Here is a 23,919-nt window from a genome sequence, read left to right on the forward strand (position 1 = left end):
GCGCTACTTCTTGGCGGTCGCCTTCGGGCTCGCGGAAGCCTTGGCGCTGGCCTGGGCCTTGGCGAGGTCCTCGACGGGCGTGCAGCTCGCCGGCGCGACGAGAGGCTTCTCGGGGTCGAGCGTCACCTTGTCCAGCTCCAGCAGCGTGGTGAAGTCCGAGCCGAGCGTGAGGTCCACCGTGGCGTTCTTGCGCGCGTCCATCTGGAGCTCCGCGCCCGGCACGTGGGCCGCGAGCGTGTAGGCCGCGGCGACGCCCTTGGTGCCGAAGTTGATGCGCGCCACGCCCGCGTAGGTGACCGGCGCGTTCGTCGTCTCCGCGACCTTGAAACCGCGCCCCTCGACGTCGTCGGCCGTCCGGCCCGCGAGCCCCGCGGTCGAGGTGCCGTTGTAGATGTTGACCTTGACCTTGCTGTACTTGACCGGCAGCGCGCCCTCGGGCGGGCACGGCACGGGGTCGAGCGTCGGCGTCGGCGTGGGAGCGGCGGCGAACTGCTCCTTGAAGAACGGCAGGTCGATGCTGTTGGTGTAGACGGCGGCGGCGCCGAGCCCGATCACGGCGAGCGCCGCGAGCAGGATGCCGAAGATGACCGCCTGGCGCTCCTGCATGTGGCGCCGGCGCAGGGCTCTGGCGCGGTCGGGATCCGTGCTCACTCGATCACCAGGACGCGTGCGTGGAGGATGGGGCGCTGGTGCAGGGCGGCCCGGACGGCGCGGTGCAGGCCGTCCTCGAGGTACATCACACCCTTGTACTGCACGACGTGGGCGAACAGGTCGCCGTAGAACGTCGAGTCGTCGGCGAGCAGCGCCCCGAGGTCGAGATTGCGCTTGGTGGTGACGAGCTCGTCGAGCCGCACCTGGCGCGGCGGAACCTCGGCCCACTGCTTGGCTGTCTCGAGCCCGTGGTCCGGGTAGGGCCTGCCCTCGCCCACCGCCTTGAAGATCACGGGGGTGAGTCTAGGTGCACTCGCGGCCGGGCGGGCCCAGGTCCGGCTCGTGCCCGGCCGCGAGTGCTGTGGGATTCACCCGAGCCGGGTGTTCGCGCCGCCCTTGGCCGCGAGCTCGAGGGCCGCGTCGTGCAGCCCGGTGAGCTCGTCGGCGAAGCCGGCTCCGGCCCAGATGCCCGCGCTCGCCTCGAGCCCGACGGCGAACCCGAGGTTGTAGTCGCCCCAGAAGTCGTCGGCGTAGCCGCCACGGATCGGCGGCCACGGTGCGGGCGGCCAGGTGAACGGCGGACGCTTGGGCGGGGTGCCGCACCAGTCGTCGACGTCGATCGAGTACCGGCTGCCGGAGCGCTCGGCGATCAGCGCGCCGCGCACGAGCTCGCCGGCGGCGGCGAACCCGGTGCTGATGGCGGCGGGTGGGAGCGGCTGCGGGTTGAGCTCCGCCGCCGCGAGTCGGCCCTTGAACTTGTAGGGACCGTAAGGGTTGCCCAGGAGCTCGAAGATCTCCGGGTGCATGCGGCCGATCAGGTAGATCGCCGTCGTCGTCAACGCCATCGTTGCCTCCTCGTGTCGTCACCACAGGGCGCGGACTGCGTCCCGTGGTGGAGGAGGTCATCACCCGTTCGGGTGATACGCGCGGGGAGGCTGAAACCCCCGCGCGCGCGTCGGGTCAGGCCCGGTAGAGCGCGGTGATGGGGCAGGAGAACAGGTCGCGGTCCGGGTGCCCGACGGTGTTGAGGTGCCGCACGATGATCGCGTAGGACTTCGGCAGCGAGACGGCCATGTACGGGATGTTGTGCTTCTCGCAGTAGGCCTTGACGATCGGCTGCGCGCGGCGCAACGTCACGCGCGGCATCGACGGGAACAGGTGGTGCTCGACCTGGTGGTTGAGCCCGCCCATGAGGACGTCGACCCAGCGGCCACCGCGAATGTTGCGGCTGGTGAGCACCTGGCGGCGCAGGAAGTCGACGCGCGCGTCCTTGGGCAGCAGCGGCATGCCCTTGTGGTTGGGCGCGAACGAGGCGCCCATGTAGAAGCCGAACATCCCGAGCTGGATCGCGAAGAACGCCAGGCCCTTGGCCGGCGACATCACGGCGAAGACGAGCGCGAGCGCGCCGATGAGGCGGACGCCGATCATGGTGGCCTCGACGGCGCGGTGCTCGAGCGGGTCCTTGTTGATCAGGCGCTTGATCGCCGAGACGTGCAGGTCCAGGCCCTCGAGCAGCAGCAGGGGGAAGAAGAACCAGCCCTGGTGGGCCAGGTACCAGCGGCCGATCGGTGACGTGCGCGCGGCGGCCTTCTCGGGCGTCAGGGACAGAGCCTCGAGCTCGATGTCCGGGTCCGCGCCGATCTGGTTGGGCTTGGCGTGGTGGCGCGTGTGCTTGTGCTGCCACCAGCCGTAGGAGAGGCCGACGAACAGGTCCGCGAGGACCAGCGACGTCCAGGTGTTCGCCTTGCCGGAGTTCCAGATCTGGCGGTGCGCGGCGTCGTGGCCGAGGAACGCGATCTGGGTCAGCACCACTGCGGCGCCTGCGGCGACGAGCAGCTGCCACCAGGAGTCGCCGACCAGGACGATCGTCGTGATGAGCGCGCCCATCGCGACGACGGCGCCGGCGATGCGGGCGGTGTAGTGGCCGGGACGGCGGCGCATGAGGCCCGCGGCCTGCACGGCCTTCGTCAGCTCGGTGAAGTCGCTGACCGCGCGCTCGCGCGGCCGCATAGAGGTGTCTGTCGACATGGCGTCCGTCCTGTCTGTCCGTCGGTGGGCATGGCGGGCGGGGGCGATGCCGAGGGGAGCGGCTTCTGGTCCGACGATGCGTGGAAGGAACGAGCGGCGAGTTCGACCAGTTCCCAGGTGCAGCAAAGCCCCCGACCGGAGACCCGGTCGGGGGCTTTGCTCAGCTGATCGCGAGGATCAGAGGGGCGAAACGTTCGAGGCCTGGGGACCCTTGGGGCCCTGGGTCGTCTCGAACTCGACCTTCTGGTTCTCCTCGAGCGTGCGGTAGCCGCTGGAGGTGATCGCGGAGTAGTGCACGAAGACGTCGGTTCCGCCGTCCTCGGGCGCGATGAAGCCGAAGCCCTTCTCGGCGTTGAACCACTTCACGGTGCCGGTGGCCATGTCGTTCTCTTCTCTGTCGTACGGTCGGACAACCCCCGACAAACTGGCCGGGGACCGGTGATCACGGTGGTCGTCGTCCGTCCCGAGCGAGCTCGAGAACGTTGGTGCCACGCCCACCAGGGTGAGCGCGGCGGTCATGACAATCGATGCACTGCGACTACGGTGCCCTACGGTACGGCACAACAGGTGCGAAAGTCTCCCCTTTCCTGTCAACCAATCCACGTTCTGGGACGTGTCATCAGGTATGACGGTCCTCATGGGAGAGCTCGACGGGCAGGCGCATGCCGCCGAGGCGCCCGTCGACGACCCCGCCGTCCCCCTCGATCCGCGGGCCCTTGGCGACCGCGACGCCGAGTTCACGGCCTTCGCGACGACCGCGCAGGCCGAGCTGGGGCGCATGGCCTGGCTCCTGACGGGCGACGTCCACCTCGCCGCCGAGCTCGTCCAGACGGCTCTCGTGCGCACCTATACCGCCTGGCCACGGGCGCGTGCCGGTGATCCGCTCGCCTACGCCCGCCGGGTGCTGGCCAACGCCCGGATCGACCTGTGGCGTCGTCGCCGCCGTGAGGTGCTCGTCGCGCCCGACGACGTGCCGCACCAGGCGACCGCGGACGCCGGTGCGACCGTCGAGCACCGCGACGAGCTCGTCCGCGCGCTCGCCGAGCTCAGCCCGCAGCAGCGCCGCGTCGTCGTGCTGCGCTACCTCGTCGGGCTCTCGGAACGTGAGGTAGCCGACGATCTCGGGGTCAGTGCCGGCACCGTCAAGACCCAGGCCTCGCGCGGGCTGCACCGCCTGCGCGCGTCGCTGGGCGAGCTGCCGGGAGAGTCCGGTGACTGAGCCGATGGACGACGAGGCCTGGATCGACGCGCTGCGCTCGCGCAGCGCGGACGTCGCACCGCCCGTGCCCGTCGACGTGCCGCTCGCGCTGCGCCGCGGGCGTCGTCGGCGCGCCGTGCGCGGCGTGGCCGTGGGCGGGGGAGCGCTCGTGGCGGCGTGCGGGGTGGTGGTGGTCGCCGTGGCCGCGATTCCGAGTCTGCTGGGGGGACTCGGAGGCGCGAGCTCGGCGGACAGTGCGAGCGATGCGGGCGCGCCCATGCCGACCGCTGCCGCGGACGGTGCGGCTGCCGGGGGCAGCGCAAGCCTGACGGCACCCGAGCTCGCCACCGCGGTCGCCGATGGGTCGCTCGGCGCGGACCCGGTCCTCGTCGTCCAGTCGGGGGTGCCCTCGTCGACGCCGTTCCTCGCGGCGATCCGCCCGGGGACCGAGGAGTCGTCGATCCCGAACGCCTCGGGGACCTACCCCGCCGAGAAGTGGGCCGGGTTCATGCGCCCGTGCCTCGCGCAGGTGGGCTGGGAGGTCGACGCGACGGGCGACGGCTGGACCGTGGAGGTCGCGCCCTCCCGGGCGCAGGACTACCTCGACGCGCTGGCCGGCTGCGTGGAGCAGTACCCGGTCGACTGAGGGCGGCAACGACACAGGCCCACGCCGCAGTGGATGCGGCGTGGGCCTGTGTGGATGTGCGAGGACTACGACAGGCGCGTGAACGCGTCGACGCCGACCTTCTTCGAGGTGAGGTTCACGATCTTGATCGTGTGCGTGCCGGCCTTGCTCCACGTCTTGGTGAAGACCTGCTGCGCGTAGGTGGTCTTCTTCGCGGACAGGTTCACGACGGCGACCTTCTTGCCGTCGACGTAGACCGCCGCCTTGCCGCGGTCCTTGCCCTTGGTCGCGACCCAGCCGATGCTGCGGGCCTTGACCTTGTAGGTGACGTACGCCTTCTTCTTCTTGGTGACCTGCTCGGTCCCGCCGAGGGCCTTCTTCGCCTTCGTCGCGGTCCAGGTGCCGTGGTAACCCTTGCGCTTGGACTGCTTGTCGAGCGTGGCCCTCGTGCTCTTGCTCGTTACGACAGGCGTGAACGTGCCCCAGCAGTCCATTGCCTGAGCCTGGAAGTATGTCGACTTGCCAACGCCGAGGCGGAGGCCGATGGACTTCGGCGGGCTCGCGGCGAGCTTGCGGAGGCCCCGGTTCGAGGCAATCTGGCTTTGAGTGATCCCGCACTCGTCCTTCGCGGCCCAGGTCACCCTCGCAGGCGCGGACTTTGTGCTGACGGTGCCGACCGTGAGATACGTGTACGGCTTCACGGTGATCTTCGGCTTGGCTCCTGAATCGAGGAGGATGACGCTCGCCTCACTCGTCTTGGTATTTCCCCAGATATCCGTGACCACGAGGCGCCAGGTGTGGCGACCGTACTTCAATCCGCCGGCGCGCAGAGGTGCGTAAGGCGCAGGTGCCGCGTACGTCGCACGGTTCTTTCCGTCGACCTGAAGGGCGACTGACCTGACGGCAGAGTCGGCATCGTCCACTCCCCAGGCCACGCTGAGGGTGCTGGACTTGATGACATCCGTGCCGTTGGCGTACTCCTTGTATCCCGTTGCCAGGCCCTGCGTGCCGATCGAGGGTGCCGTCGAGTCCGCTCGCCGGGTGATCGTGACGTTCGCCGCCGCCGCCGACATCGAGTTGACCTTGATCTTGAGCCCGCCATCACCACTCACCGGGATGTCCTGACCGACAGGGAGCGCGGCCTGGCCGGTCGGGCGCTGGAAGAAGATCGCAGCGTCCTTCGCACTGCTGACGCGGTCGCGGAACCTGACGACAACGCCCGAGCCCGCTGCAGGAATCGGCTTGCCCGTCGAGAGGAAGACGTAGCCGTTCGCACTGTTGATCCAGCTGTCGAGCCCTGTCGCGGCGCGGTACTCGAGCGTGAATGTGCGGGTGCCCCACGGGATCGTGACCAACCGCTTCCCAGAGCGCCCGGCCACAGGTTTGATCGTGACGGTCGTGCTCACTGACGAGACGACCTGCTTCTCATTCGCCGCGAGAAGGCCGAGCCGATCGAGATTCGCGGAGGACATGAACCCCGTCGCCGTGTCGTTGACCGGGGCGTAGGTCGAGTTCCCCATCACGTCCCACGGGTCGCCATACTCACGATGGCACGGGCTGAACGGGGCGGCGGTCTTCGGGGTGGTGAGGGCGCAGGACGCAGAGAGTTCGTCTGAGTGCGTCAGTCCAAGGTTGTGCCCGAACTCGTGCGCGACGACCGAGTTCGCAAAGCTGCCAGGGCCGAAGAGCCAGATGTGTTCTCGAGAATCGACATCGGGGCCGACCGATCCGTAGCCCGTGTACGAGCAGCCGCTGATGGCGGGAACCAGGATGACGACGTGCTCGTAGCGCGTCTTGGGCAGTGCTTGGTAGAGCGACGCCACCGCGGCGTCGATCTTGTACGCACCGCAGGCGTCGTCCTTCGCGGTCGGAGTGAACTTCAGGTGCTGCAGCGGAAGCACCGATCGGGTGGTCGCCCGGATTCGCCCGTTGCTGACCTGGTCGTAGTACGCGTCCAGACGGCTGACGGTGGCCGGGATCTTCGACGTGTCCGGTGCTGCCGCGGTGCTCCAGGTCACCGGAATGAACGTGAGGTTGTGCTGGGTCGACGCAATGCCCGATGCCGTGGCCGCCGAGAAGGACGTTTCGGTCGACGGCGGGTCGTCAGTGGCGCCCATGTCACCAGCTGGCGCGACATCCTGAACCTCGCCAGCAGCGCTCGTCGTCAGTGTGACGGCGGTGCCAGACTCGATGCCGGTCGCGAGTGCGGACGGAACGTCGACCACGCCGTGATCGGTGCTGACCTGTGCGGTCGTCAACGGCTTGCCGCCATCGAAGTCATCGGCGACACGGATGTGGAGTGTGCCGGTCGTCGTCGCATCTCCCGTGGCACCGGTAGCCGCGCTCGGTACTGGCATCGGCACATTCGGCGCCGCAGCAGCCGCGCCCGCCGGGAGGAGGCTCAGGCACGTGAGTGCGGCGATGGATAGGGCGATGCGTCGTGGCACGGGGTCCCCCTGCAAAGTTCGGCAGGGGCGGGTTTGCCGGCCCCCGTCGTCGGTCGACCGACGGACGGAGGATACCGGCGCGAAGCGGGCGGAATCCTGTTGCCCAGGCGATTCCACCCGTTTGCCCCGGGATACCAGTTCAGGCAGCGGTGTGCTCCGGTCTACGGCGCCCGAAGGTGTAGGTTCGCACCTGCCAACGCCGGGGAGCTCGGGACAGCCGGGCTGAGAGGACGCGCCGCGACACGACACGTGTCAGCGCGCGTCGACCCGAGAACCTGAACTGGGTAATGCCAGCGGAGGGAAGCGCGATCGTGCGCGGCGTCGGCGGTCGTCGACGTCCGGCGCCGTCCCTCGCTGCGTGTGCTCGGCCGTCCACTGGTGTACCCCGGACCACCCGGAGGAACACCGTGCTCGCACAGATCCAGGTCTCGCCTCGTCCCAGTGGGACCGACGACGACCGCTACGCCTACGTCGATGCCGCCATCGCCGTCATCCAGCGCTCCGGCCTGACCTACGAGGTCGGCGCCATGGGCACCACCATCGAGGGCACGCCCGACCAGCTCTGGCCGCTCCTGCGCGCCGTCCACGAGGCCACCACCGCCGCCGGCGCGGTCGGGGTCAGCTCCCTGATCAAGGTCGCGCAGACGAGCGCCGACGACGGTCCCGGCATCCAGGACCTGGTCGGCAAGTTCCGGGCGTGACACGCCGACGAGTCGTCGCGCCGCTGGTCGCGGCGGCCGTCCTCGTCGGCGCGTGGGAGGTCGGTGTGCGGGCCTCGGGCCTGCCGCCGTTCGTCCTGCCCGCGCCGTCGGAGGTCGCCGCGGCCGGGGTGCGCGTCGCGCCCCTGCTCGTCGGGCACGTCGCGACGACGCTCCAGGAGGCCGCCCTCGGGCTCGTCCTCGGGGCCGTCGTCGGGATGGTGCTCGCGGTCGTGATCGCCGCGTTCCCGGCCGTGGCCGACACCGTCTACCCGCTGGTCACGGTCACGCAGACCGTGCCGACCGTGGTGCTCGCGCCCCTGCTCATCCTCTGGGCGGGGTTCGGGCTGCTGCCCAAGGTGCTGCTCGTCGGGCTCACCGTGTTCTTCCCCGTGCTGGTCAGCGCGGTGACGGCGATGTCCGACGTCGACGGCGCGCACGTCGACATGGTCGCCGGGCTCGGCGGTCGGCGGTGGCACCAGTTCGCGCTGGTGCGGCTGCCGGCCGCGGTGCCGGGCGTGTTCGGCGGGCTGCGGGTCGCGACGACGTACGTCGTCGGGGCTGCCGTGGTCGCGGAGTACCTCGCCGGCACCAGCGGGCTGGGCGTCTTCATCCAGCGCTCGCGCAAGTCCTACGACGTCGACCAGATCCTCGTGGCCGTCGTCGTCATCGCCGTCCTCACCGGCGTCCTGTTCCTCGTCGTCGACGCGCTCGGCCGGCTGGCCACGCCGTGGCGTCGCACCGCCTAGGAGACCCATGCGTACCCGAGTCCTCGCCCTGTCCGCGGTCGTCGCGCTGCTCGCCTCGTGCAGCAGCGCCACGGCGTCCTCGTCGTCCTCCTCGCCCGACGACGAGAAGACGCAGCATCTCGACGTCGTCCTCGACTGGACGCCGAACGCCAACCACTCCGGCCTCTACATCGCCCAGGCCCGCGGCTACCTCGCCGATGCGGGGCTCGACGTGACGATCGTCGAGCCCGGCGAGACCTCGGGCAGCCAGCTGGTCGCGGCCGGCAAGGCGGACTTCGCCTACACGGTCGCCGAGTCGCTCGTCCCGGCGCGTGACCAGGGGGCCGACCTCGTCTCGGTCGCCACGGTCATCGAGCACAACACCTCGAGCCTCATCGCAATGCGCTCGTCGGGTATCACGCGCCCGCGGGACCTGGCCGGGCACAGCTACGGCACCTACGGCTCGGAGCTCGAGGAGGCCCTGATCAAGAAGCTCGTCGCGTGCGACGGCGGCGACCCGTCCGCCGTGACGTTCGCGCCGCTGGCGAGCGACGACTTCCGGATCGGGCTGACCCAGCACCAGTTCGACACGGCGTGGGTGTTCGACGCGTGGGACACGATCCGGCTGCGCGACGTGGACGGGCTGGACGTCACGACGATCCCGTTCATCGACCACACGGACTGCATCCCCGACTGGTATACGCCGCTGATCGCGACCTCGCGGTCGCACCTGGACGAGGACCCGGCGATGGTGCGCGCCTTCCTCGCTGCGGTCGCGCACGGGTACCGCGACGCGATGACCGACCCCTCCGCGGCCGTCCAGGCGCTGCACGCGGCCTCGCCCGAGCTCGACACCGACCTGCTCACCCGCAGCGCCGACTACCTCGCGACGCGCTACGCGTCGTCGCCCGAGGCGTGGGGTCATCAGTCGTCGTCCGTGTGGACGGACTTCGTGACGTTCCTGCAGGACAACGACCTGGCCGACGACGACCTCGACGTGGCCGCGGCGTGGACCGATGACTACCTCCCCTGACCTGGTCGCGGTCCGCTCCCTGAGCGTGCGGTTCGGTTCCCTCGCGGCGCTCGCGGACGTGTCCTTCTCGGTCGCACCGGGCTCGTTCGTCGCGGTCATCGGGCCGTCCGGGTGCGGGAAGTCGACCCTGCTGCGCGTCCTGGCGGGCCTCGTGCCCGCCGGGGCGGCGGTCTCGGCCGACGAGGTCCGGGTCCCGGTCGGGCCCGACGGGCGCCGGGCCACCGCCTGGATGCCGCAGGGCGACAGCCTGCTGCCCTGGCGGCGCGCGCTGCCGAACGCGCTGGTCGGCGCGCGGATCGCGGGGCTCGACCGCGCCGCCTCTGACGCCCGGGCTCGGGCACTGCTCGAGGAGTTCGGGCTCGGCGGCTTCGAGCGAGCGTGGCCGCACGAGCTGTCCGGCGGGATGCGGCAGCGCCTCGCCCTGGCCCGCACGTGCCTGCCCGGGCGGCCCGTGCTCCTGCTCGACGAGCCCTTCGGGGCGCTCGACGCGCTGACCCGACGGCGGATGAACGCCTGGCTGGCGTCGCTGGCACTCGCGGGCCCGTCGGGCGCCGTGGTCCTCGTGACGCACGACGTGGACGAGGCGCTGCTGCTCGCGGACCGCGTGCTGGTGATGAGCGAGCGCCCGGGACGCGTCGTGCTGGACCTCGCCGTGCGCGACCGCGCGGATGCGCGGGACCGCGTCCTCACCGCCCTCGGCCTCGACCCCATCTCGCCGAGCGCGCGTCGCGCGGCGCCGGCGCGGGCCGCACGCGACGCGCGCTCGCGCCGCGCTACCCGCGCTCGGTGAGCGATCCGCCGGCGGGCGCGTGTGGGTGGGGCGCGCGACGATGCGGGGGTGCTCCTCGCCGACGTCGCCGCCACCTCCACCGCGCTCGCTGCCACCAGGTCGCGGCTGGCCAAGCGAGCGCTGCTCGTCGACCTGCTGCGCCGCACCGATCCCGCTGACGTCGAGGTCGTCGCGCGCTACCTCGGTGGGGAGCTGAGGCAGCGGCGCACCGGCCTGGGGTGGCGGTCGCTCGCCACGCTGCCATCACCCGCGGCCGAGGCCTCGCTCACCGTCGCGGAGGTCGATGCCGTGTTCGAGCGCATGGCCGACCTCGAGGGACCGGGGTCATCGACGGCCCGGTCCGCCGCGGCGGCCACGCTGTTCGCGGCAGCGACCGCTGACGAGCAGCAGCTGCTGCGTGGACTGGTGACCGGCGAGCTGCGGCAGGGGGCGCTCGACGCGCTGCTGCTCGACGCGGTCGCCGAGGCCTCGGGCGTGCCGGCGCCGGCGGTGCGGCGGGCCGCGATGCTCGCGGGCGCGACCGAGCCGGTGGCTGTGGCCGCGCTGGGTGCGGCGTCCCCCGAGGCCGCCGCCGAGGCGCTCGCGGGGTTCGGCCTCGTCGTCGGGAGGCCGGTGCGGCCGATGCTCGCCTCGTCGGCCCCCGATGTCCCCGCCGCGCTCGAGCAGCTCGGCTCCGGGCAGGTCGTCGTCGACACCAAGCTCGACGGCATCCGGATCCAGGTCCACCGCCGCGGCGACGACGTGCACGTCTACACGCGCAGCCTCGACGACATCACCGCGCGAGTGCCGGAGATCGTCGCGATCACGCGCGGGTTCGCCGCGACCGACCTGGTGCTCGACGGCGAGGCGCTCGCGGTCGGCGCCGACGGCCGGCCGCGACCGTTCCAGGAGACGGCGTCCCGGACCGCGACCCGCGAGGCCGACGCGGCCGTCGTCCTGACCCCGTTCTTCTTCGACTGCCTGCACGTCGACGGTCGCGACCTGCTCGACGCACCCCTGCTCGAGCGGCTCGAGGCGCTCGACGCCGTCGCGGGAGCCTATGCCGTCGAGCGGCTCGTCACGGCCGACCCCACCGCGGCGCGGGCCCGGTTCGACGAGGTCGTCGGCGCCGGCCAGGAGGGCGTCGTCGTCAAGGCGGTCGACGCCCCCTACGAGGCCGGGCGGCGCGGCGCCGCGTGGGTCAAGGTCAAGCCCCGGCACACGCTCGACCTGGTCGTCCTCGCGGTCGAGTGGGGCTCGGGGAGGCGGCGCGGCTTCTTGTCGAACATCCACCTCGGTGCGCGGTCGGCCGACGGTTTCGTGATGCTCGGCAAGACCTTCAAGGGCATGACCGACGAGATGCTCGCGTGGCAGACCGAGCGGTTCACCGAACTCGCCGCGGGGCCGACCGACGGCTACGTCGTGCAGCTGCACCCCGAGCAGGTCGTCGAGATCGCGTTCGACGGCCTGCAGCGCTCCTCGCGCTACCCGGGCGGCGTGGCACTCCGCTTCGCGCGCGTGCTGCGCTACCGCGACGACAAGACCGCGGCCCAGGCGGACACGATCGACACGGTCCGCGCGTTGTCGGCCGGAACGTGACGAGGCCTGCGAGGCTCGGCAGGTGCCATACGACGCTCTAGGGATCGCAGAACTTCGGGCAGTGCTTGGACTCGCCCTCGATGCTTTCGAAGCCGAGCACGGACCCGACGTGGTGGTCGAACATGACCACTACTGGCACCTTCCGGTCGAGGCGTCATTCGACCTCTCGCAAGAGCCGGGCGACCTCACGGTCGGACAGATCAGCGACGACCTTGCAGAGGCTCGAGGCTTTCTCATCGAGAACTCCGCCGGTCCTGCGTGGCATGCCTTGAGCCATGCGATCGGTCTCCTGCGCCTGGTAGAGGAAGCGGCGCGACCGTGACGAGCGTTCGTGATCGCGGTGCCCGGAAGACGTTCAAGGGGATGACCGACGAGATGCTCGCGTGGCAGACCGAGCGGTTCCTCGAGCTCGAGGTCTCGCGCACGGAGTGGGAGGCGCGGCTGCGGCCAGAGCAGGTGGTGGAGGTCGCGTTCGACGGGCTGCAGCGCTCGACGCGCTATCCGGGCGGCGTGGCCCTGCGGTTCGCGCGCGTGCTGCGCTACCGCGACGACAAGTCGGCGGCCGAGGCGGACACGATCGAGACCGTGCTCGCGCTCGCGCGCGGCTGAGCGTGGACCCGCGAGCGCGGCTCGGGGAGCTGCGCGCAGAGGCGCTGGAGCGGTTGGCCGGGCTCCGGGCCAGCAAGACTGACCTCGTCGACGCGGCCCGCGACTCCAACGTCGACGACGAGCACGACCCCGAGGGGGCCACGATCGCGTTCGAGCGCGCGCAGGTCGACGCGCTCGCGGCCGACGTCGCCAAGCGGTTCGCCGAGATCGACGCGGCCGAGGGGCGGCTCGCGGCGGGCACGTACGGCATCTGCGCGGTCGGGGGCGAGCCCATCGACGAGGCACGCCTCGAAGCGCGTCCGACCGCGACGACGTGTCTGGCGCATGCCGCCGCACGACCCGTCTGAACGCTGCCTCAGAAGGTCGCTTGTGCCTCGCCGGCCTGACAGGCTCGTCCCGACGACTACCGCTCGGAGGAACACATGATCGACTTCGACACCGCCTCGTTCACCAAGCTGTCCCCCTGGGACGTCCAGGAGGCGTACACCGAGCTGACGGGCATCCTGCTCCCGGACGAGCAGGTGCTGCTCGCCTTCAAGGGCATCCGCGACTCGGTGTCGTTCACGACCCGGCGCATCGTCGCCCTCAACGTGCAGGGCCTCACCGGGAAGAAGAAGGACTACAGCTCGCTCCCGTACTCCAAGATCCAGGCCTTCTCGGTCGAGACGGCGGGAACCTGGGACCGCGACTCCGAGCTCGAGCTCTGGTTCAGCGGGCTCGGGCGGGTCAAGTTCAACTTCGCCTCCGGTGTCGACGTGCGGGGGCTGAACATGCTGATCAGCGAACGCCTGCTGTAGTGATTCTCGCGAACGCCGAGGTGTGGGTGCCGTAGGGAAAGGTCGGGCCATGGACCGCCTCGATGCCAGCATCCGAGGACTCGCGCTGACGGCGCCCGCTGTGGACCTGTGGCCACCACCCTCCGGTGTTCCCCCGGTTGCGGTGGGCGCTGGGATCGAGTTCGCGCGCGTTCAGTCCTTGCTCGATGCATGCGAGCCGCATCTGGCCGGCGGCGAGGAAGTCTTGGGCCTCGCCATGCTGGCCGACGAGACGACGCGGGGCGACCTGTTCGCCGTCGTCACGACCGCCCGGATCGCCCGGCTGCACGAGGGAGAGCCCTCGGTGCTCGTCGGCGAGGGGTGCGCCGAGATCGCTGCGCTGTCCTTCTCGCCGATCGTGGTGAACCTGCGGGACGGTGGGACGTTCGTCGTCGGTCGGCTGCGGACACCGGCGGACGCGAGCATCCTGGAGCTCGCGTTGTGGCACCACGGGTGATCTCTCCCTGTTTCGCCGCGGCGACGTGGCACAGCCTGCGATCGTGACGACCATGGCGAAGAGACTCCCCGTGCTGGTGCTCCCTCCCGTGCTCGGCCCGGGGCGCGAGGTCGAGGCAGTGGGGCTGCTCACGACGTACTTCGAGACGCCCTACACCGGGGCGTCGTTCGAGGACCTCGGGCGCCCGTGGAGCACGCCCGAGACTCTCGACAGGGTCGACGCCGTGGACATCGTGGCCGTCTCGACGCTCTCGGTCGACGTGCCCGCGAAGGCCTCGATCGCGATCCTCGGGGAGCTCGCGCCGGAGATTCGTGCGCTTCTCAGCGACATCCCCGCCGAACGCGACCTCGTTGATGCTGACGACGACCTGATCGGCCCTGGATCTGCCACGGTCAGGCTGTGGAACCTGCTGCGAGAGCTGCCCGGCATGGGGCCGACGAAGGCGAGCAAGCTCATCGCGCGCAAGCGCCCTCGGCTCGTCCCGATCTACGACTCCGTGGTGAAGAAGGAGTTCGGGCTGAAGGATGCCCGCGGGTACTGGCACGCGATGCGCGGTGCGCTCCGGGCCGATGACCGGGCACTCGCGCATCGCGCGACCGAACTGCGGGCCGCGGCAGGCCTGTCCGAGCTCGTCACCGATCTGCGCGTCGTCGACGTCGTCACGTGGATGAGCGGGACGACGTCGACGACGCGCTGAGCGCCGGGCACACCTGGTCCGCCAGGAGCACCGCGACGCGGCGCCGTGTACCCGCCCGGGAGCGACAAGGTTCCGGCAAGACCGGCCGCGGCACCGTCAAGGTCCCGTCAACGCGGCCAAAGCGGCCCGATCCGCGGCGTAGACCTGCGACTGCGGCCACGAGCTCAGCGGCCGCCGGGGTCCGCCCCGCCCGTCGTCGAAAGCGCTGTGACCCTCATGGCCGATCTGGCCTTCCTCGCGCTGACCGTGGTGTTCTTCACCGCCCTCGCGCTGCTCGCCCGTCGGGCGGACCGCTCATGACCGGCTTCGACTGGGCCGGCCTCGTGATCGCCGGCGCGCTGCTCGTCTACCTCGTGGCCCAGCTCCTGCGCTCGGACAAGGTCCGATGAGCGCGACGTGGATCGCGGTGGGGCAGATCGGGATCGTCGTCCTGGTCCTCGCCGCCGCGCACAAGCCCCTGGGTGACCACCTGTTCCGGACGATGACCGCGACGAAGCACCTGCGCGTCGAGCGCCTGGGCTACCGGGCGATGCGCGTCGACCCCGACGCCGAGCAGCGCTGGAGCACCTACCTGCTCTCGGTGCTGGGCTTCTCGCTCGCGTCGGTGCTCGTGCTGTTCGGCCTCGCGCGGCTGCAGGACAAGCTGCCGCTCGACATCGGGATGTCGCCCATGGACCCCGCGGGCTCGTGGAACGCTGCCGTCTCGTTCGTCACGAACACCAACTGGCAGTGGTTCTCCGGCGAGGCGGCCGCGGGCCACCTGCTGCAGATGGCCGGCTTCGCGGTGCAGAACTTCCTCTCGGCGGCCGTCGGGATCGCCGTCGTGTCCGCGCTGGCCCGGGGGGTCTCGCGGTCCGGGACCGATGGTCGGGTCGGCAACTTCTGGGCGGACCTGGTCCGCTCGACCGTGCGCGTGCTGCTGCCGCTCGCGTTCGTCGTCGCCGTCGTGCTCGTCGCCGGTGGGGTCATCCAGAACCTGCACGCGCACACCGAGATCACCACGCTCGCGGGTCAGACGCAGTCGGTCCTCGGCGGGCCGGTGGCCTCGCAGGAGGCGATCAAGGAGCTCGGCACCAACGGTGGCGGGTTCTTCAACGCGAACTCCGCGCACCCGTTCGAGAACCCGACGCCGTGGACCAACGCGCTCGAGGTGGTCCTGCTGCTGGTGATCCCGTTCAGCATGCCGCGCATGTTCGGCCAGATGGTCGGCGACCGCCGCCAGGGCTGGTCGATCCTCGCCGCGATGTCGACGCTGTGGATCGCGGCCGTCGGCCTGCTGACCTGGGCCGAGATGGCCGGGCCGGGCCTGGTCCCCACGGCCGCGGGAGGCGCGATGGAGGGCAAGGAGGTGCGGTTCGGGGAGGCCGCGTCGGCACTGTTCGCGGCGTCGACGACGATGACCTCGACCGGGGCCGTGAACTCGATGCACGACTCGCTGACCGCCCAGGGCGGCGGCGTGGCTCTCGTCGGGATGCTGCTCGGCGAGGTCTCGCCCGGCGGCGTCGGCAGCGGGCTGTACGGGATGGTCGTGCTGATCGTCGTCGCGGTGTTCCTCGCCGGGCTCATGGTGGGGCGCACTCCCGAGTACCTGGGCAAGAAGATCGGGCAGCGCGAGATCACGCTCGTCGCCCTCGCCGTGCTGACCATGCCGGCCGTCGTGCTGATCGGCTCGGCGATCGCCGTCGTCACGCCCGCGGGCCTGGCCGGCCAGCTGCAGGGCGGTCCGCACGGCCTGACCGAGATCGTCTACGCGTTCGCCTCGGCGGGGAACAACAACGGCTCCGCGTTCGGCGGGCTGACCTCGGGGACGCCGTTCTACAACACGCTGCTCGGCCTGGCGATGCTCGTCGGCCGGTTCGTCCCCATCGCGCTCGTGCTGGCCCTGGCCGGCCGGTTCGCGAGCCAGAAGCGCGTGCCCGAGGGTGCCGGCACCCTGCCCACCCACACCCCGCTGTTCGTCGGCCTGCTGGTGACCGTGACCCTCGTGGTCGTCGGCCTCACCTTCGTGCCGGTCCTGTCCCTCGGTCCCGTCGTGGAGTCCCTGTCATGAGCACGCTCGTCAAGCCGCCCGCCGTCCAGCCGCACGTCGTCGAGGCCGCACCCACCACCCTGTCCGTCCGGCAGCTGGCCGCGGCTGTGCCCGGTGCGCTGCGCGGGCTCGACCCGCGAGCGCTGTGGGACTCGCCCGTCATGTTCGTCGTCGAGGTCGGGGCCGCGTTCACCACGGTCCTCGCGGTCGCCGCTCCGAGCGCCTTCGCGTGGTCGATCACCGTCTGGCTGTGGCTGACCGTCGTGTTCGCGACGCTCGCCGAGTCGGTGGCCGAAGGCCGCGGCAAGGCGCAGGCCGCGTCGCTGCGGGCGACCCAGCGCGAGACGACCGCGCGCAAGGTCGTCGGCGGCGACGACACCGTGCAGGTCGCATCCTCGACGCTGGCCGTCGGCGACGTCGTCATCGTCGTCGCGGGGGAGACCATCCCGGGCGACGGCGACGTGATCGAGGGCGTCGCGAGCGTCGACGAGTCCGCGATCACGGGCGAGTCCGCGCCGGTCATCCGTGAGTCCGGCGGCGACCGCTCGGCGGTCACGGGCGGCACGGTCGTGCTCAGCGACCGGATCGTCGTGCGGATCACCGCGCCGGCCGGGCACACGTTCGTCGACCGGATGATCGCGCTCGTCGAGGGGTCCGAGCGGCAGAAGACGCCCAACGAGGTCGCGCTGAACGTGCTGCTCACGTCGCTGACCATCGTGTTCCTGCTGGCCGTGGTGACCCTGCAGCCGTTCGCGGTCTACTCCGGGGCGCCCCAGACGCTGGTCGTGCTCGTGGCGCTGCTGGTGTGCCTGATCCCGACGACGATCGACGCGCTGCTGTCTGCGATCGGCATCGCCGGCATGGACCGCCTGGTGCGGCGCAACGTCCTGGCGATGTCCGGCCGTGCGGTCGAGGCCGCCGGCGACGTAGACGTGCTGCTGCTCGACAAGACGGGCACGATCACGCTCGGCAACCGCCAGGCGGCCGACCTGCTGCCCGCGGCCGGCGTCGACGCGGAGGCGCTCGCGGATGCCGCGCAGCTGTCCTCGATGGCCGACGAGACGCCCGAGGGCCGGTCGGTGCTCGTGCTCGTCAAGGAGCGGTTCGCGCTGCGCGAGCGGCACGACCTGGTCGGCGCGGAGCTCGTGCCGTTCGCGGCCCGGACGCGGATGAGCGGGGTCGACCTGCCGGCGCCCGGTGGGCATCCCACCAGGATCGTGCGCAAGGGCGCGGCCGCGGCCGTGACCCAGTGGGTGCGCTCGACCGGCGGCCACGCGGGCGACGACGTCGCCGCGACGGTCGACGCGATCTCGGCCTCCGGTGGCACGCCGCTGGTCGTGGCCGAGCAGCTCGGCGACGAGCCGGCCCGCGTGCTGGGGGTCATCCACCTCAAGGACGTCGTCAAGGACGGCATGCGCGAGCGGTTCGACGCGCTGCGGGCGATGGGCATCCGCACGGTCATGGTCACGGGCGACAACCCCCTGACGGCCCGCGCGATCGGCGCGGAGGCCGGGGTCGACGACGTGCTCGCCGAGGCCACGCCCGAGGACAAGCTCGCCCTGATCCGCCGCGAGCAGGAGGGCGGCCGGCTGGTCGCGATGGCCGGCGACGGCACCAACGACGCGCCCGCGCTCGCGCAGGCGGACGTCGGCGTCGCGATGAACACCGGGACGACGGCCGCGAAGGAGGCCGGCAACATGGTCGACCTCGACTCGAACCCGACGAAGCTGCTCGAGATCGTCGAGATCGGCAAGCAGCTGCTCATCACGCGCGGGGCGCTGACCACCTTCTCGGTCGCGAACGACGTCGCGAAGTATTTCGCGATCCTGCCGGCCATGTTCGTCGTGGCGTTCCCGCAGCTGGGCGTCCTCAACGTCATGCACCTGACCAGCCCCGAGTCGGCGATCCTCTCGGCCGTCGTCTTCAACGCGCTGGTCATCGTCGGGCTGCTGCCCCTGGCGCTGCGGGGGGTCCGGTACCGGCCGTCGTCGGCCTCGGCCCTGCTGCGCCGCAACCTGCTGGTCTACGGGCTGGGCGGCGTGATCGCGCCGTTCGTCGGGATCAAGCTCATCGACCTCATCGTCACTGCCCTAGGGATCTCCTGATGACCGACCGCCGCACCCCCGGTGCCGACACCCTCTCCTTCGCCCGTCACTCCTGGGCCGGGCTGCGCGTGCTGCTCGTGCTCACCGTCCTGCTCGGCGTCGTCTACCCGCTGGCCGTCACGGGCGTCGCCCAGCTGACCATGCGCTGGCAGGCGAACGGCTCGCTGGTCTCCTCGAGCGGCGAGCGCGTGACGAGCGCCGACGAGGCCATCGGGTCGGTGCTCATCGGGCAGCAGTTCGACGGGCCGCAGTGGTTCCACCCGCGGCCGTCCGCGGCGGGCGACGGCTACGACACGCTCGCATCGGCGGGCTCCAACCTCGGCCCGCTCAACGCGGACCTGCTCGCGACCGTGACGCAGCGGCGCGCGGACGTGGCCGCGGCCGAGGGCGTGGACCCCTCGGCGGTACCGGTCGACGCGGTCACCGCGTCGGGCTCCGGGCTCGACCCCGACATCTCGCCCGCGTACGCGCAGCTGCAGGTGGCGCGCGTGGCCCGCGAGCGCGGGGTCCCCGCCCTCGATGTGGCGGCCCTCGTCGAGAACCTCACGCTGGGCCGGGATCTCGGTGTCCTCGGCGAGCCGCGGGTCGATGTGCTGCGACTGAACCTCGCACTGCAGACACTGGACTCGTGACGCCCGACGAGAGCACCCCGCGCCGAGGTCGCCTCACGGTCTACCTCGGTGCCGCGCCCGGCGTCGGCAAGACGTACGCGATGCTCGACGAGGCCCACCGCCGCCTGTCCCGCGGAACGGACGTGGTGGTGGGGCTCGTCGAGTCGCACGGGCGGCTCGCCACCGCCGCGCAGCTCGAGGGCCTCGAGGTGCTGCCCCGGCGCGTGCTCGTGCACCGCGACTCCGAGTTCACCGAGCTCGACGTCGAGGCGGTCCTGGCCCGGTCGCCGCAGGTCGTGATGGTCGACGAGCTCGCGCACACCAACGTCCCCGGGAGCCGGCACGCCAAGCGCTGGCAGGACGTGCACGACCTGCTCGATGCGGGCATCGACGTCGTCACCACGGTCAACGTCCAGCACCTCGAGTCGCTCAACGACGACGTCGAGGCCATCACGGGCGTCAAGCAGCGCGAGACGGTCCCGGACCACGTGGTGCGCGACGCCGACCAGATCCAGCTCGTCGACCTGCCGCCCGAGGCGCTGCGCCGCCGGCTCGCGCACGGCAACGTCTACCGGGCCGAGCAGATCGACGCCTCGCTGACGCAGTACTTCCGCGTCGGGAACCTCACCGCGCTGCGCGAGCTCGCGCTGCTATGGCTCGCGGACCGGGTCGACGACGCGCTCGCGAGCTACCGCCGCGACCACAGCATCTCCTCGCCGTGGCCGGCCCGCGAGCGCGTCGTCGTGGCCGTCACGGGCGGGCCCGAGGGCGACACCCTGCTGCGCCGCGGCGCCCGCATCGCGCAGCGGGCCGCCGGGTCCGAGCTGGTGGCGGTGCACGTCCTGGCCACCGACGGGCTGCCGAGCGCGCCGCCTGCCCGGATCGCCGAGCAGCGCCGACTCGTCGAGTCGCTCGGGGGGACGTTCCACACGGTCGTCGGGGAGGACGTCGCGAGCGGGGTGGTCGACTTCGCGCGCGGGGTCAACGCCACGATGATCGTCGTCGGGGTGTCCCGCCGCAGCCGCTGGCGCGAGGCGCTGCGCGAGAGCAACGGCACCGAGATCGCCCGGCTCGCGGGGGTCATCGACGTCCACCTCGTCACCCACGAGCGGGCGCGGTCGGGCCGTGCGCTTCCGGGACGCGGCTCGGCGCTCTCGGGTCCGCGCCGCCTGGGCGGATGGGTCGCGGCGCTCGTCGGGCCCGTGCTGCTGACGCTCGTGCTCAGCGCGATGCGCGACGTGGTCAGCCTGCCGACCGAGCTCATGCTCTTCCTCGCCCTGACCGTGCTGGTCGCACTCATCGGCGGGCTGTGGCCCGCGATCGTCAGCGCCGTGATCGGGTTCGTCTTGCTCAACTGGTTCTTCACGATCCCGACGGGCCACCTGACCATCGCCGAGCCGGAGAACGCGCTGGCCCTGACGGTGTTCGTCCTGGTGGCGGCAGGCGTCGCGTCGGTCGTCGACCTCGCCGCCCGACGAACGGCCGAGGCGTTCCGGGCCCGCGCCGAGGCCTCCGCGCTCGCGGCCGCGTCGCGCTCGGTGCTCTCGGGCGAGGACACCGCCGCGGCGCTCGTCGCGCGGCTGCGCGAGACGTTCACGCTCGAGGCCGTCGCCCTGCTGGCCCGACGAGGCTCGTCGTGGGACGTCCTGGCGGCCGACGGCAACGACCCCGCCGTGACGCCCGACGGCGCGCAGGCCGTGCTGGTCGTCGACGACGACCGCGTGCTCGCACTGACCGGTCGGGTGCTCCCCGCCAGCGATCGGCGCGTGCTCGAGGCCTTCGCGTCGCAGCTCGGCGTGGTGCTCGAGCACGACCGGCTGCGCGCACAGGCCGAGCAGGCGCGCATCCTCGGCGAGGCCGACGCGACGCGCACGGCCCTGCTCGCCGCGGTCTCGCACGACCTGCGCACGCCGCTGGCCACGATCCGCGCGTCGGTCGACGGGCTGGGCCTCGACCTCTCGGAGTCCGACCGCGCCGTGCTCGTCGGCACGCTCGCGGACTCCACCGCCCGGCTCGAGCGGCTCATCGACAACCTGCTCGACCTGTCCCGCCTGCAGACCGGCAGCGTCCGGCCCGTGCTGCGCGCGACGAGCCTCGAGGAGGTCGTGCCGTTCGCGGTGGAGGGCTACCCGCTCGTCGTGCTCGACGTGCCGGAGGACCTGCCGCTCGTGCTGACCGACCCCGGCCTGCTCGAGCGGGTCCTGGCCAACCTCGTGTCCAACGCCGTGCGGCACGCGCCGGCCGGGCGTCCCGTGGTGGTCAGCGCGGCGGTCGTCGGGCGTGGGATCGTCGTGCGCGTGGTCGACGACGGTCCCGGCATCCCGGACGAGCTCAAGGGGCACATGTTCGACGCGTTCCAGCGTCTCGGCGACACCACGGGCAACGGGCTCGGGCTCGGCCTCGCGGTGGCGGAGGGCCTCGCGACGGCCGTCGGCGCCGAGGTCGCGGCCGAGGACACCCCGGGCGGCGGCCTGACCATGCTCGTCACCGTCCCGCTGGCGGCGTCATGACGGGGGTGCCCGGCAACCGGATCCTCGTGGTCGACGACGAACCCGGGCTCGCGCACGCGCTGGCCATCACGTTGCGGGCCTCGGGGTGGGACGTGGCGACCGCGGCCGACGGCGCCTCCGCGCTCTCGTCGGCCGCGTCCCGCCTGCCCGACGTCGTGCTCCTCGACCTGGGCCTGCCCGACATGAGCGGCCTCGACGTCATCACCGCCCTGCGCGGCTGGACCCGCGTGCCCATCGTCGTGCTGTCCGCGCGGCAGCACGGCGAGGACAAGGTCGACGCGCTCGACGCGGGCGCCGACGACTACGTGACCAAGCCGTTCGCGATGAACGAGCTGCTCGCGCGCCTACGCGCGGCCGTCCGCCGCGCCGCCGTCCCCGCCGAGGTCGACGAGGCCGTCGTCGAGGCCGGCGACCTCTCCGTGGACCTGGCCCGCCGCCGGGTCCTGCGCGACGGCGTCGAGGTGCGGCTCAGCCCGACCGAGTGGTCGATGCTCGAGGTGCTCGTGCGCAATCGCGGGCGCCTGGTGGGCCGACGCCAGCTGCTGCAGGAGGTGTGGGGACCGGGGTACTCCGACGAGACGCACTACCTGCGGGTCTACTCCGCGCTGCTGCGCCGCAAGCTCGAGGCCGACCCCGCGCACCCGCGGCACATCATCACGCAGCCCGGGATGGGGTACGTGTTCGAGGTGTGATCGGCTCTGCTGTGGATCGCTCGAGTGGTCACGCGGCTCGAGATGCCAGGCTGGCGCGGTGGACGCGATCTCATGACGAGCCACGTCTTTCTCGACGAGTCGAAAGGCCGCGACTACCTCCTGGTCGCGGCATCGGTGCTGTCCCGCGATGTCGCAGCACTGCGCAGAGCGATGCGTTCGCACCTGCGGTCCGGCCAGCGGAGCATCCACTTCGCCAAGGAGTCGGATATCACCCGGGCAGCGGTGATTGCCACGATCACTCGCTCACAGGTGGCCGCGACCGTGTACCGGGCGCCGATCCTGCGCGACGAGCTGGGCGCTCGTGAGGTCTGCGTCAGGGCCGCCGCTCGCGATGCGCGGCGTGCTGATGCGCGCCTGATGGTCTTCGACCAGGACGACTCGCTGCTCGTGCACGACCGCCGCTGGCTCTTCCAAGAGCTCGGCCCTGCGGGCGTTCGGTACGAGCACCAGCACCGCCATGGCGATCCGTTGCTCTGGATTCCCGACGCGGTGGCCTGGGCGTGGCGCCGCGGAGGACGGTGGCGACTGGCGGTCGCGGGCACGGTGGTGCGCGAGGTCGACACTGCACGGTCGTAGACAGCGCGATGCCCGGCTCACCCACCGTCCGGAGGGCTGCCGGGCTCACTTCGACGGGCTAGTGCACGCCGCGCATCCACGGTATGTGGCACTGATGCACGGGTCAATCACGGAAAGGTCGCCCGGTTCCGCGACTCGCCAACCGTCCGTTACGTTCGCTCGATGCTGATGAATGTCGCCGGGCCTCGCGAGCAAATCCGATGAGCACGGCGACTGTCGTCGGTGGCGGGCCTGCCGGGCTGATCGCGGCCGAGGTGCTCGCGCGGGCGGGTGTGACGGTGACGGTCTACGACCGCATGCCGTCGGTCCCGCGCAAGTTCCTCCTGGCCGGCCACGGCGGCATGAACATCACGCACAGCGAGGACCTCGCGCCCTTCCTCGCCCGCTACGGGTCGTCGGCGGACCGGCTCGCGCCGGCGCTCTCAGTATTCACCTCGAGTGAATTGCGAGCATGGTGCGCCGATCTCGGCGAGCCGACGTTCGTCGGGTCCAGCGGGCGGGTCTTCCCGCAGTCCTTCCGTGCGACGCCGCTGGTCCGGGCCTGGTTGGGCCGCCTCGGCGAACTGGGCGTGACCCTGCACCGACGGCAGCGATGGACCGGATGGGCCGACGACGGCTCGCTCCGCTTCTCCGATGCCGACGGAGTCTCGACCGACGTCGCCGCCGACGTGGTCGTGTTCGCGCTCGGGGGTGCGTCGTGGCCGCGGCTGGGATCGGACGGCGGCTGGGTCGAGCCGTTCGTCGACCGGGGCGTCGCCGTGCGTCCGCTCGAGGCGGCCAACGTCGGCGTGCGAGTGGGGTGGTCGTCGACCTTCGCGGATCGGTTCGCCGGGGTGCCCCTGAAGAACGTCGCGCTGAGCATCGGCGGCTCGTCGTCGCGCGGCGACGCCATGGTGACGCGGGCGGGCATCGAGGGCGGGCCGGTATACGCGATCGGCGCACCCATCCGCTCCGGCCTGGCCGCCGGGCGGTGCGTGGTCGAGGTCGACCTGCGGCCGGCGCTGACCGTCGACCAGCTCGC

Annotated in this window: 26 protein-coding genes and 1 pseudogene; 21 read left to right on the forward strand and 6 right to left on the reverse strand. The window is 71.7% G+C overall.

Translation table 11 applies throughout. The features are described 5' to 3' along the window. Positions 1-3 precede the first annotated feature (3 nt). The 5 genes from D1825_RS13675 to cspE form a co-directional block, all read right to left on the reverse strand. On the reverse strand, positions 4-651 hold the full coding sequence (locus D1825_RS13675) for a LytR C-terminal domain-containing protein (protein WP_233549904.1): 648 nt from the start codon (positions 649-651) through the stop codon (positions 4-6). Next, positions 648-944 carry a type II toxin-antitoxin system VapB family antitoxin gene (locus D1825_RS13680; RefSeq protein ID WP_118767963.1) on the reverse strand — a complete coding sequence of 99 codons (297 nt, stop codon included), beginning with the start codon at positions 942-944 and terminating at the stop codon, positions 648-650. The genes D1825_RS13675 and D1825_RS13680 overlap by 4 nt, the downstream gene beginning before the upstream one ends. A 75-nt stretch (positions 945-1,019) precedes the next feature. After that, positions 1,020-1,496, reverse strand: coding sequence for a hypothetical protein (locus D1825_RS13685; protein WP_118767964.1), 477 nt, complete (start codon positions 1,494-1,496; stop codon positions 1,020-1,022). A gap of 115 nt (positions 1,497-1,611) precedes the next feature. After that, a complete protein-coding gene (locus tag D1825_RS13690) occupies positions 1,612-2,679 on the reverse strand; it encodes a fatty acid desaturase family protein (protein WP_118767965.1) in 1,068 nt (355 codons plus the stop codon). 177 nt (positions 2,680-2,856) lie between these two features. After that, on the reverse strand, positions 2,857-3,060 hold the full coding sequence (cspE, locus tag D1825_RS13695; protein ID WP_118767966.1) for a transcription antiterminator/RNA stability regulator CspE: 204 nt from the start codon (positions 3,058-3,060) through the stop codon (positions 2,857-2,859). Between the two features lie 256 nt (positions 3,061-3,316). On the opposite strand from cspE, the gene D1825_RS13700 reads away from it, so the two are divergent. Next, entirely contained in the window at positions 3,317-3,898 is a 582-nt protein-coding gene (locus D1825_RS13700; protein ID WP_118767989.1) for a SigE family RNA polymerase sigma factor, read from the forward strand. Further along, the gene (locus D1825_RS13705; protein ID WP_138067678.1) at positions 3,891-4,523 is read left to right on the forward strand and encodes a hypothetical protein; all 633 of its coding nucleotides are present in this window, start codon (positions 3,891-3,893) and stop codon (positions 4,521-4,523) included. The genes D1825_RS13700 and D1825_RS13705 overlap by 8 nt, the downstream gene beginning before the upstream one ends. Before the next feature lie 65 nt (positions 4,524-4,588). Here D1825_RS13705 and D1825_RS13710 read toward each other — a convergent pair whose 3' ends face one another. After that, positions 4,589-6,949 (reverse strand): zinc-dependent metalloprotease family protein, encoded by a 2,361-nt coding sequence (locus D1825_RS13710; protein WP_138067679.1) that lies wholly within the window; start codon positions 6,947-6,949, stop codon positions 4,589-4,591. A gap of 407 nt (positions 6,950-7,356) precedes the next feature. Between D1825_RS13710 and D1825_RS13715 the strand changes: the two genes are divergently transcribed. The 19 genes and pseudogenes from D1825_RS13715 to D1825_RS13805 all read left to right on the forward strand — a co-directional run. Continuing rightward, positions 7,357-7,650, forward strand: a complete 294-nt coding sequence (locus D1825_RS13715) for a thiamine-binding protein (protein WP_118767969.1) — start codon at positions 7,357-7,359, stop codon at positions 7,648-7,650. Further along, entirely contained in the window at positions 7,647-8,396 is a 750-nt protein-coding gene (locus D1825_RS13720; protein ID WP_118767970.1) for an ABC transporter permease, read from the forward strand. Before D1825_RS13715 ends, D1825_RS13720 begins: the two co-directional genes overlap by 4 nt. Positions 8,397-8,403: 7 nt before the next feature. Further along, complete coding sequence (locus D1825_RS13725) at positions 8,404-9,408, forward strand: ABC transporter substrate-binding protein (RefSeq protein WP_118767971.1); 1,005 nt, start codon at positions 8,404-8,406, stop codon at positions 9,406-9,408. Further along, a complete protein-coding gene (locus tag D1825_RS13730; protein WP_118767972.1) occupies positions 9,392-10,198 on the forward strand; it encodes an ABC transporter ATP-binding protein in 807 nt (268 codons plus the stop codon). The genes D1825_RS13725 and D1825_RS13730 overlap by 17 nt, the downstream gene beginning before the upstream one ends. 48 nt (positions 10,199-10,246) lie before the next feature. Beyond that, complete coding sequence (locus D1825_RS13735) at positions 10,247-11,776, forward strand: ATP-dependent DNA ligase (protein ID WP_118767973.1); 1,530 nt, start codon at positions 10,247-10,249, stop codon at positions 11,774-11,776. Between the two features lie 22 nt (positions 11,777-11,798). Continuing rightward, the gene (locus tag D1825_RS13740) at positions 11,799-12,098 is read left to right on the forward strand and encodes a hypothetical protein (RefSeq protein ID WP_138067680.1); all 300 of its coding nucleotides are present in this window, start codon (positions 11,799-11,801) and stop codon (positions 12,096-12,098) included. Between the two features lie 26 nt (positions 12,099-12,124). Further along, positions 12,125-12,385, forward strand: a pseudogene (locus tag D1825_RS13745) (ATP dependent DNA ligase); the annotation flags it as partial. A 2-nt stretch (positions 12,386-12,387) separates the two neighbouring features. After that, entirely contained in the window at positions 12,388-12,732 is a 345-nt protein-coding gene (locus tag D1825_RS13750) for a TraR/DksA family transcriptional regulator (RefSeq protein WP_233549905.1), read from the forward strand. 75 nt (positions 12,733-12,807) lie between these two features. Further along, positions 12,808-13,182, forward strand: a complete 375-nt coding sequence (locus D1825_RS13755) for a PH domain-containing protein (protein ID WP_118767975.1) — start codon at positions 12,808-12,810, stop codon at positions 13,180-13,182. 49 nt (positions 13,183-13,231) lie between these two features. Next, a complete protein-coding gene (locus tag D1825_RS18675) occupies positions 13,232-13,657 on the forward strand; it encodes a hypothetical protein (protein WP_138067681.1) in 426 nt (141 codons plus the stop codon). Between the two features lie 52 nt (positions 13,658-13,709). Then, a complete protein-coding gene (locus D1825_RS13765; protein WP_138067682.1) occupies positions 13,710-14,354 on the forward strand; it encodes a DUF6308 family protein in 645 nt (214 codons plus the stop codon). Between the two features lie 296 nt (positions 14,355-14,650). Further along, positions 14,651-14,743, forward strand: coding sequence for a potassium-transporting ATPase subunit F (locus tag D1825_RS13770; protein ID WP_118767978.1), 93 nt, complete (start codon positions 14,651-14,653; stop codon positions 14,741-14,743). Continuing rightward, a complete protein-coding gene (kdpA, locus tag D1825_RS13775; protein ID WP_118767979.1) occupies positions 14,740-16,404 on the forward strand; it encodes a potassium-transporting ATPase subunit KdpA in 1,665 nt (554 codons plus the stop codon). Before D1825_RS13770 ends, kdpA begins: the two co-directional genes overlap by 4 nt. Continuing rightward, positions 16,401-18,488 (forward strand): potassium-transporting ATPase subunit KdpB, encoded by a 2,088-nt coding sequence (kdpB, locus tag D1825_RS13780; RefSeq protein ID WP_118767980.1) that lies wholly within the window; start codon positions 16,401-16,403, stop codon positions 18,486-18,488. Before kdpA ends, kdpB begins: the two co-directional genes overlap by 4 nt. Continuing rightward, the gene (gene kdpC / locus D1825_RS13785; protein ID WP_118767981.1) at positions 18,488-19,120 is read left to right on the forward strand and encodes a potassium-transporting ATPase subunit KdpC; all 633 of its coding nucleotides are present in this window, start codon (positions 18,488-18,490) and stop codon (positions 19,118-19,120) included. Before kdpB ends, kdpC begins: the two co-directional genes overlap by 1 nt. After that, on the forward strand, positions 19,117-21,609 hold the full coding sequence (locus D1825_RS13790; RefSeq protein ID WP_118767982.1) for a DUF4118 domain-containing protein: 2,493 nt from the start codon (positions 19,117-19,119) through the stop codon (positions 21,607-21,609). The genes kdpC and D1825_RS13790 overlap by 4 nt, the downstream gene beginning before the upstream one ends. Then, positions 21,606-22,301, forward strand: coding sequence for a response regulator (locus D1825_RS13795; RefSeq protein ID WP_118767983.1), 696 nt, complete (start codon positions 21,606-21,608; stop codon positions 22,299-22,301). The genes D1825_RS13790 and D1825_RS13795 overlap by 4 nt, the downstream gene beginning before the upstream one ends. 72 nt (positions 22,302-22,373) lie before the next feature. Continuing rightward, a complete protein-coding gene (locus D1825_RS13800; RefSeq protein ID WP_138067683.1) occupies positions 22,374-22,898 on the forward strand; it encodes a hypothetical protein in 525 nt (174 codons plus the stop codon). A 200-nt stretch (positions 22,899-23,098) separates the two neighbouring features. Then, the coding region (locus tag D1825_RS13805; RefSeq protein ID WP_118767985.1) for a TIGR03862 family flavoprotein at positions 23,099-23,919 on the forward strand (821 nt) is incomplete at its 3' end.

This window comes from Cellulomonas rhizosphaerae (assembly GCF_003470205.1).
Classification (GTDB): Bacteria; Actinomycetota; Actinomycetes; order Actinomycetales; family Cellulomonadaceae; genus Cellulomonas; species Cellulomonas rhizosphaerae.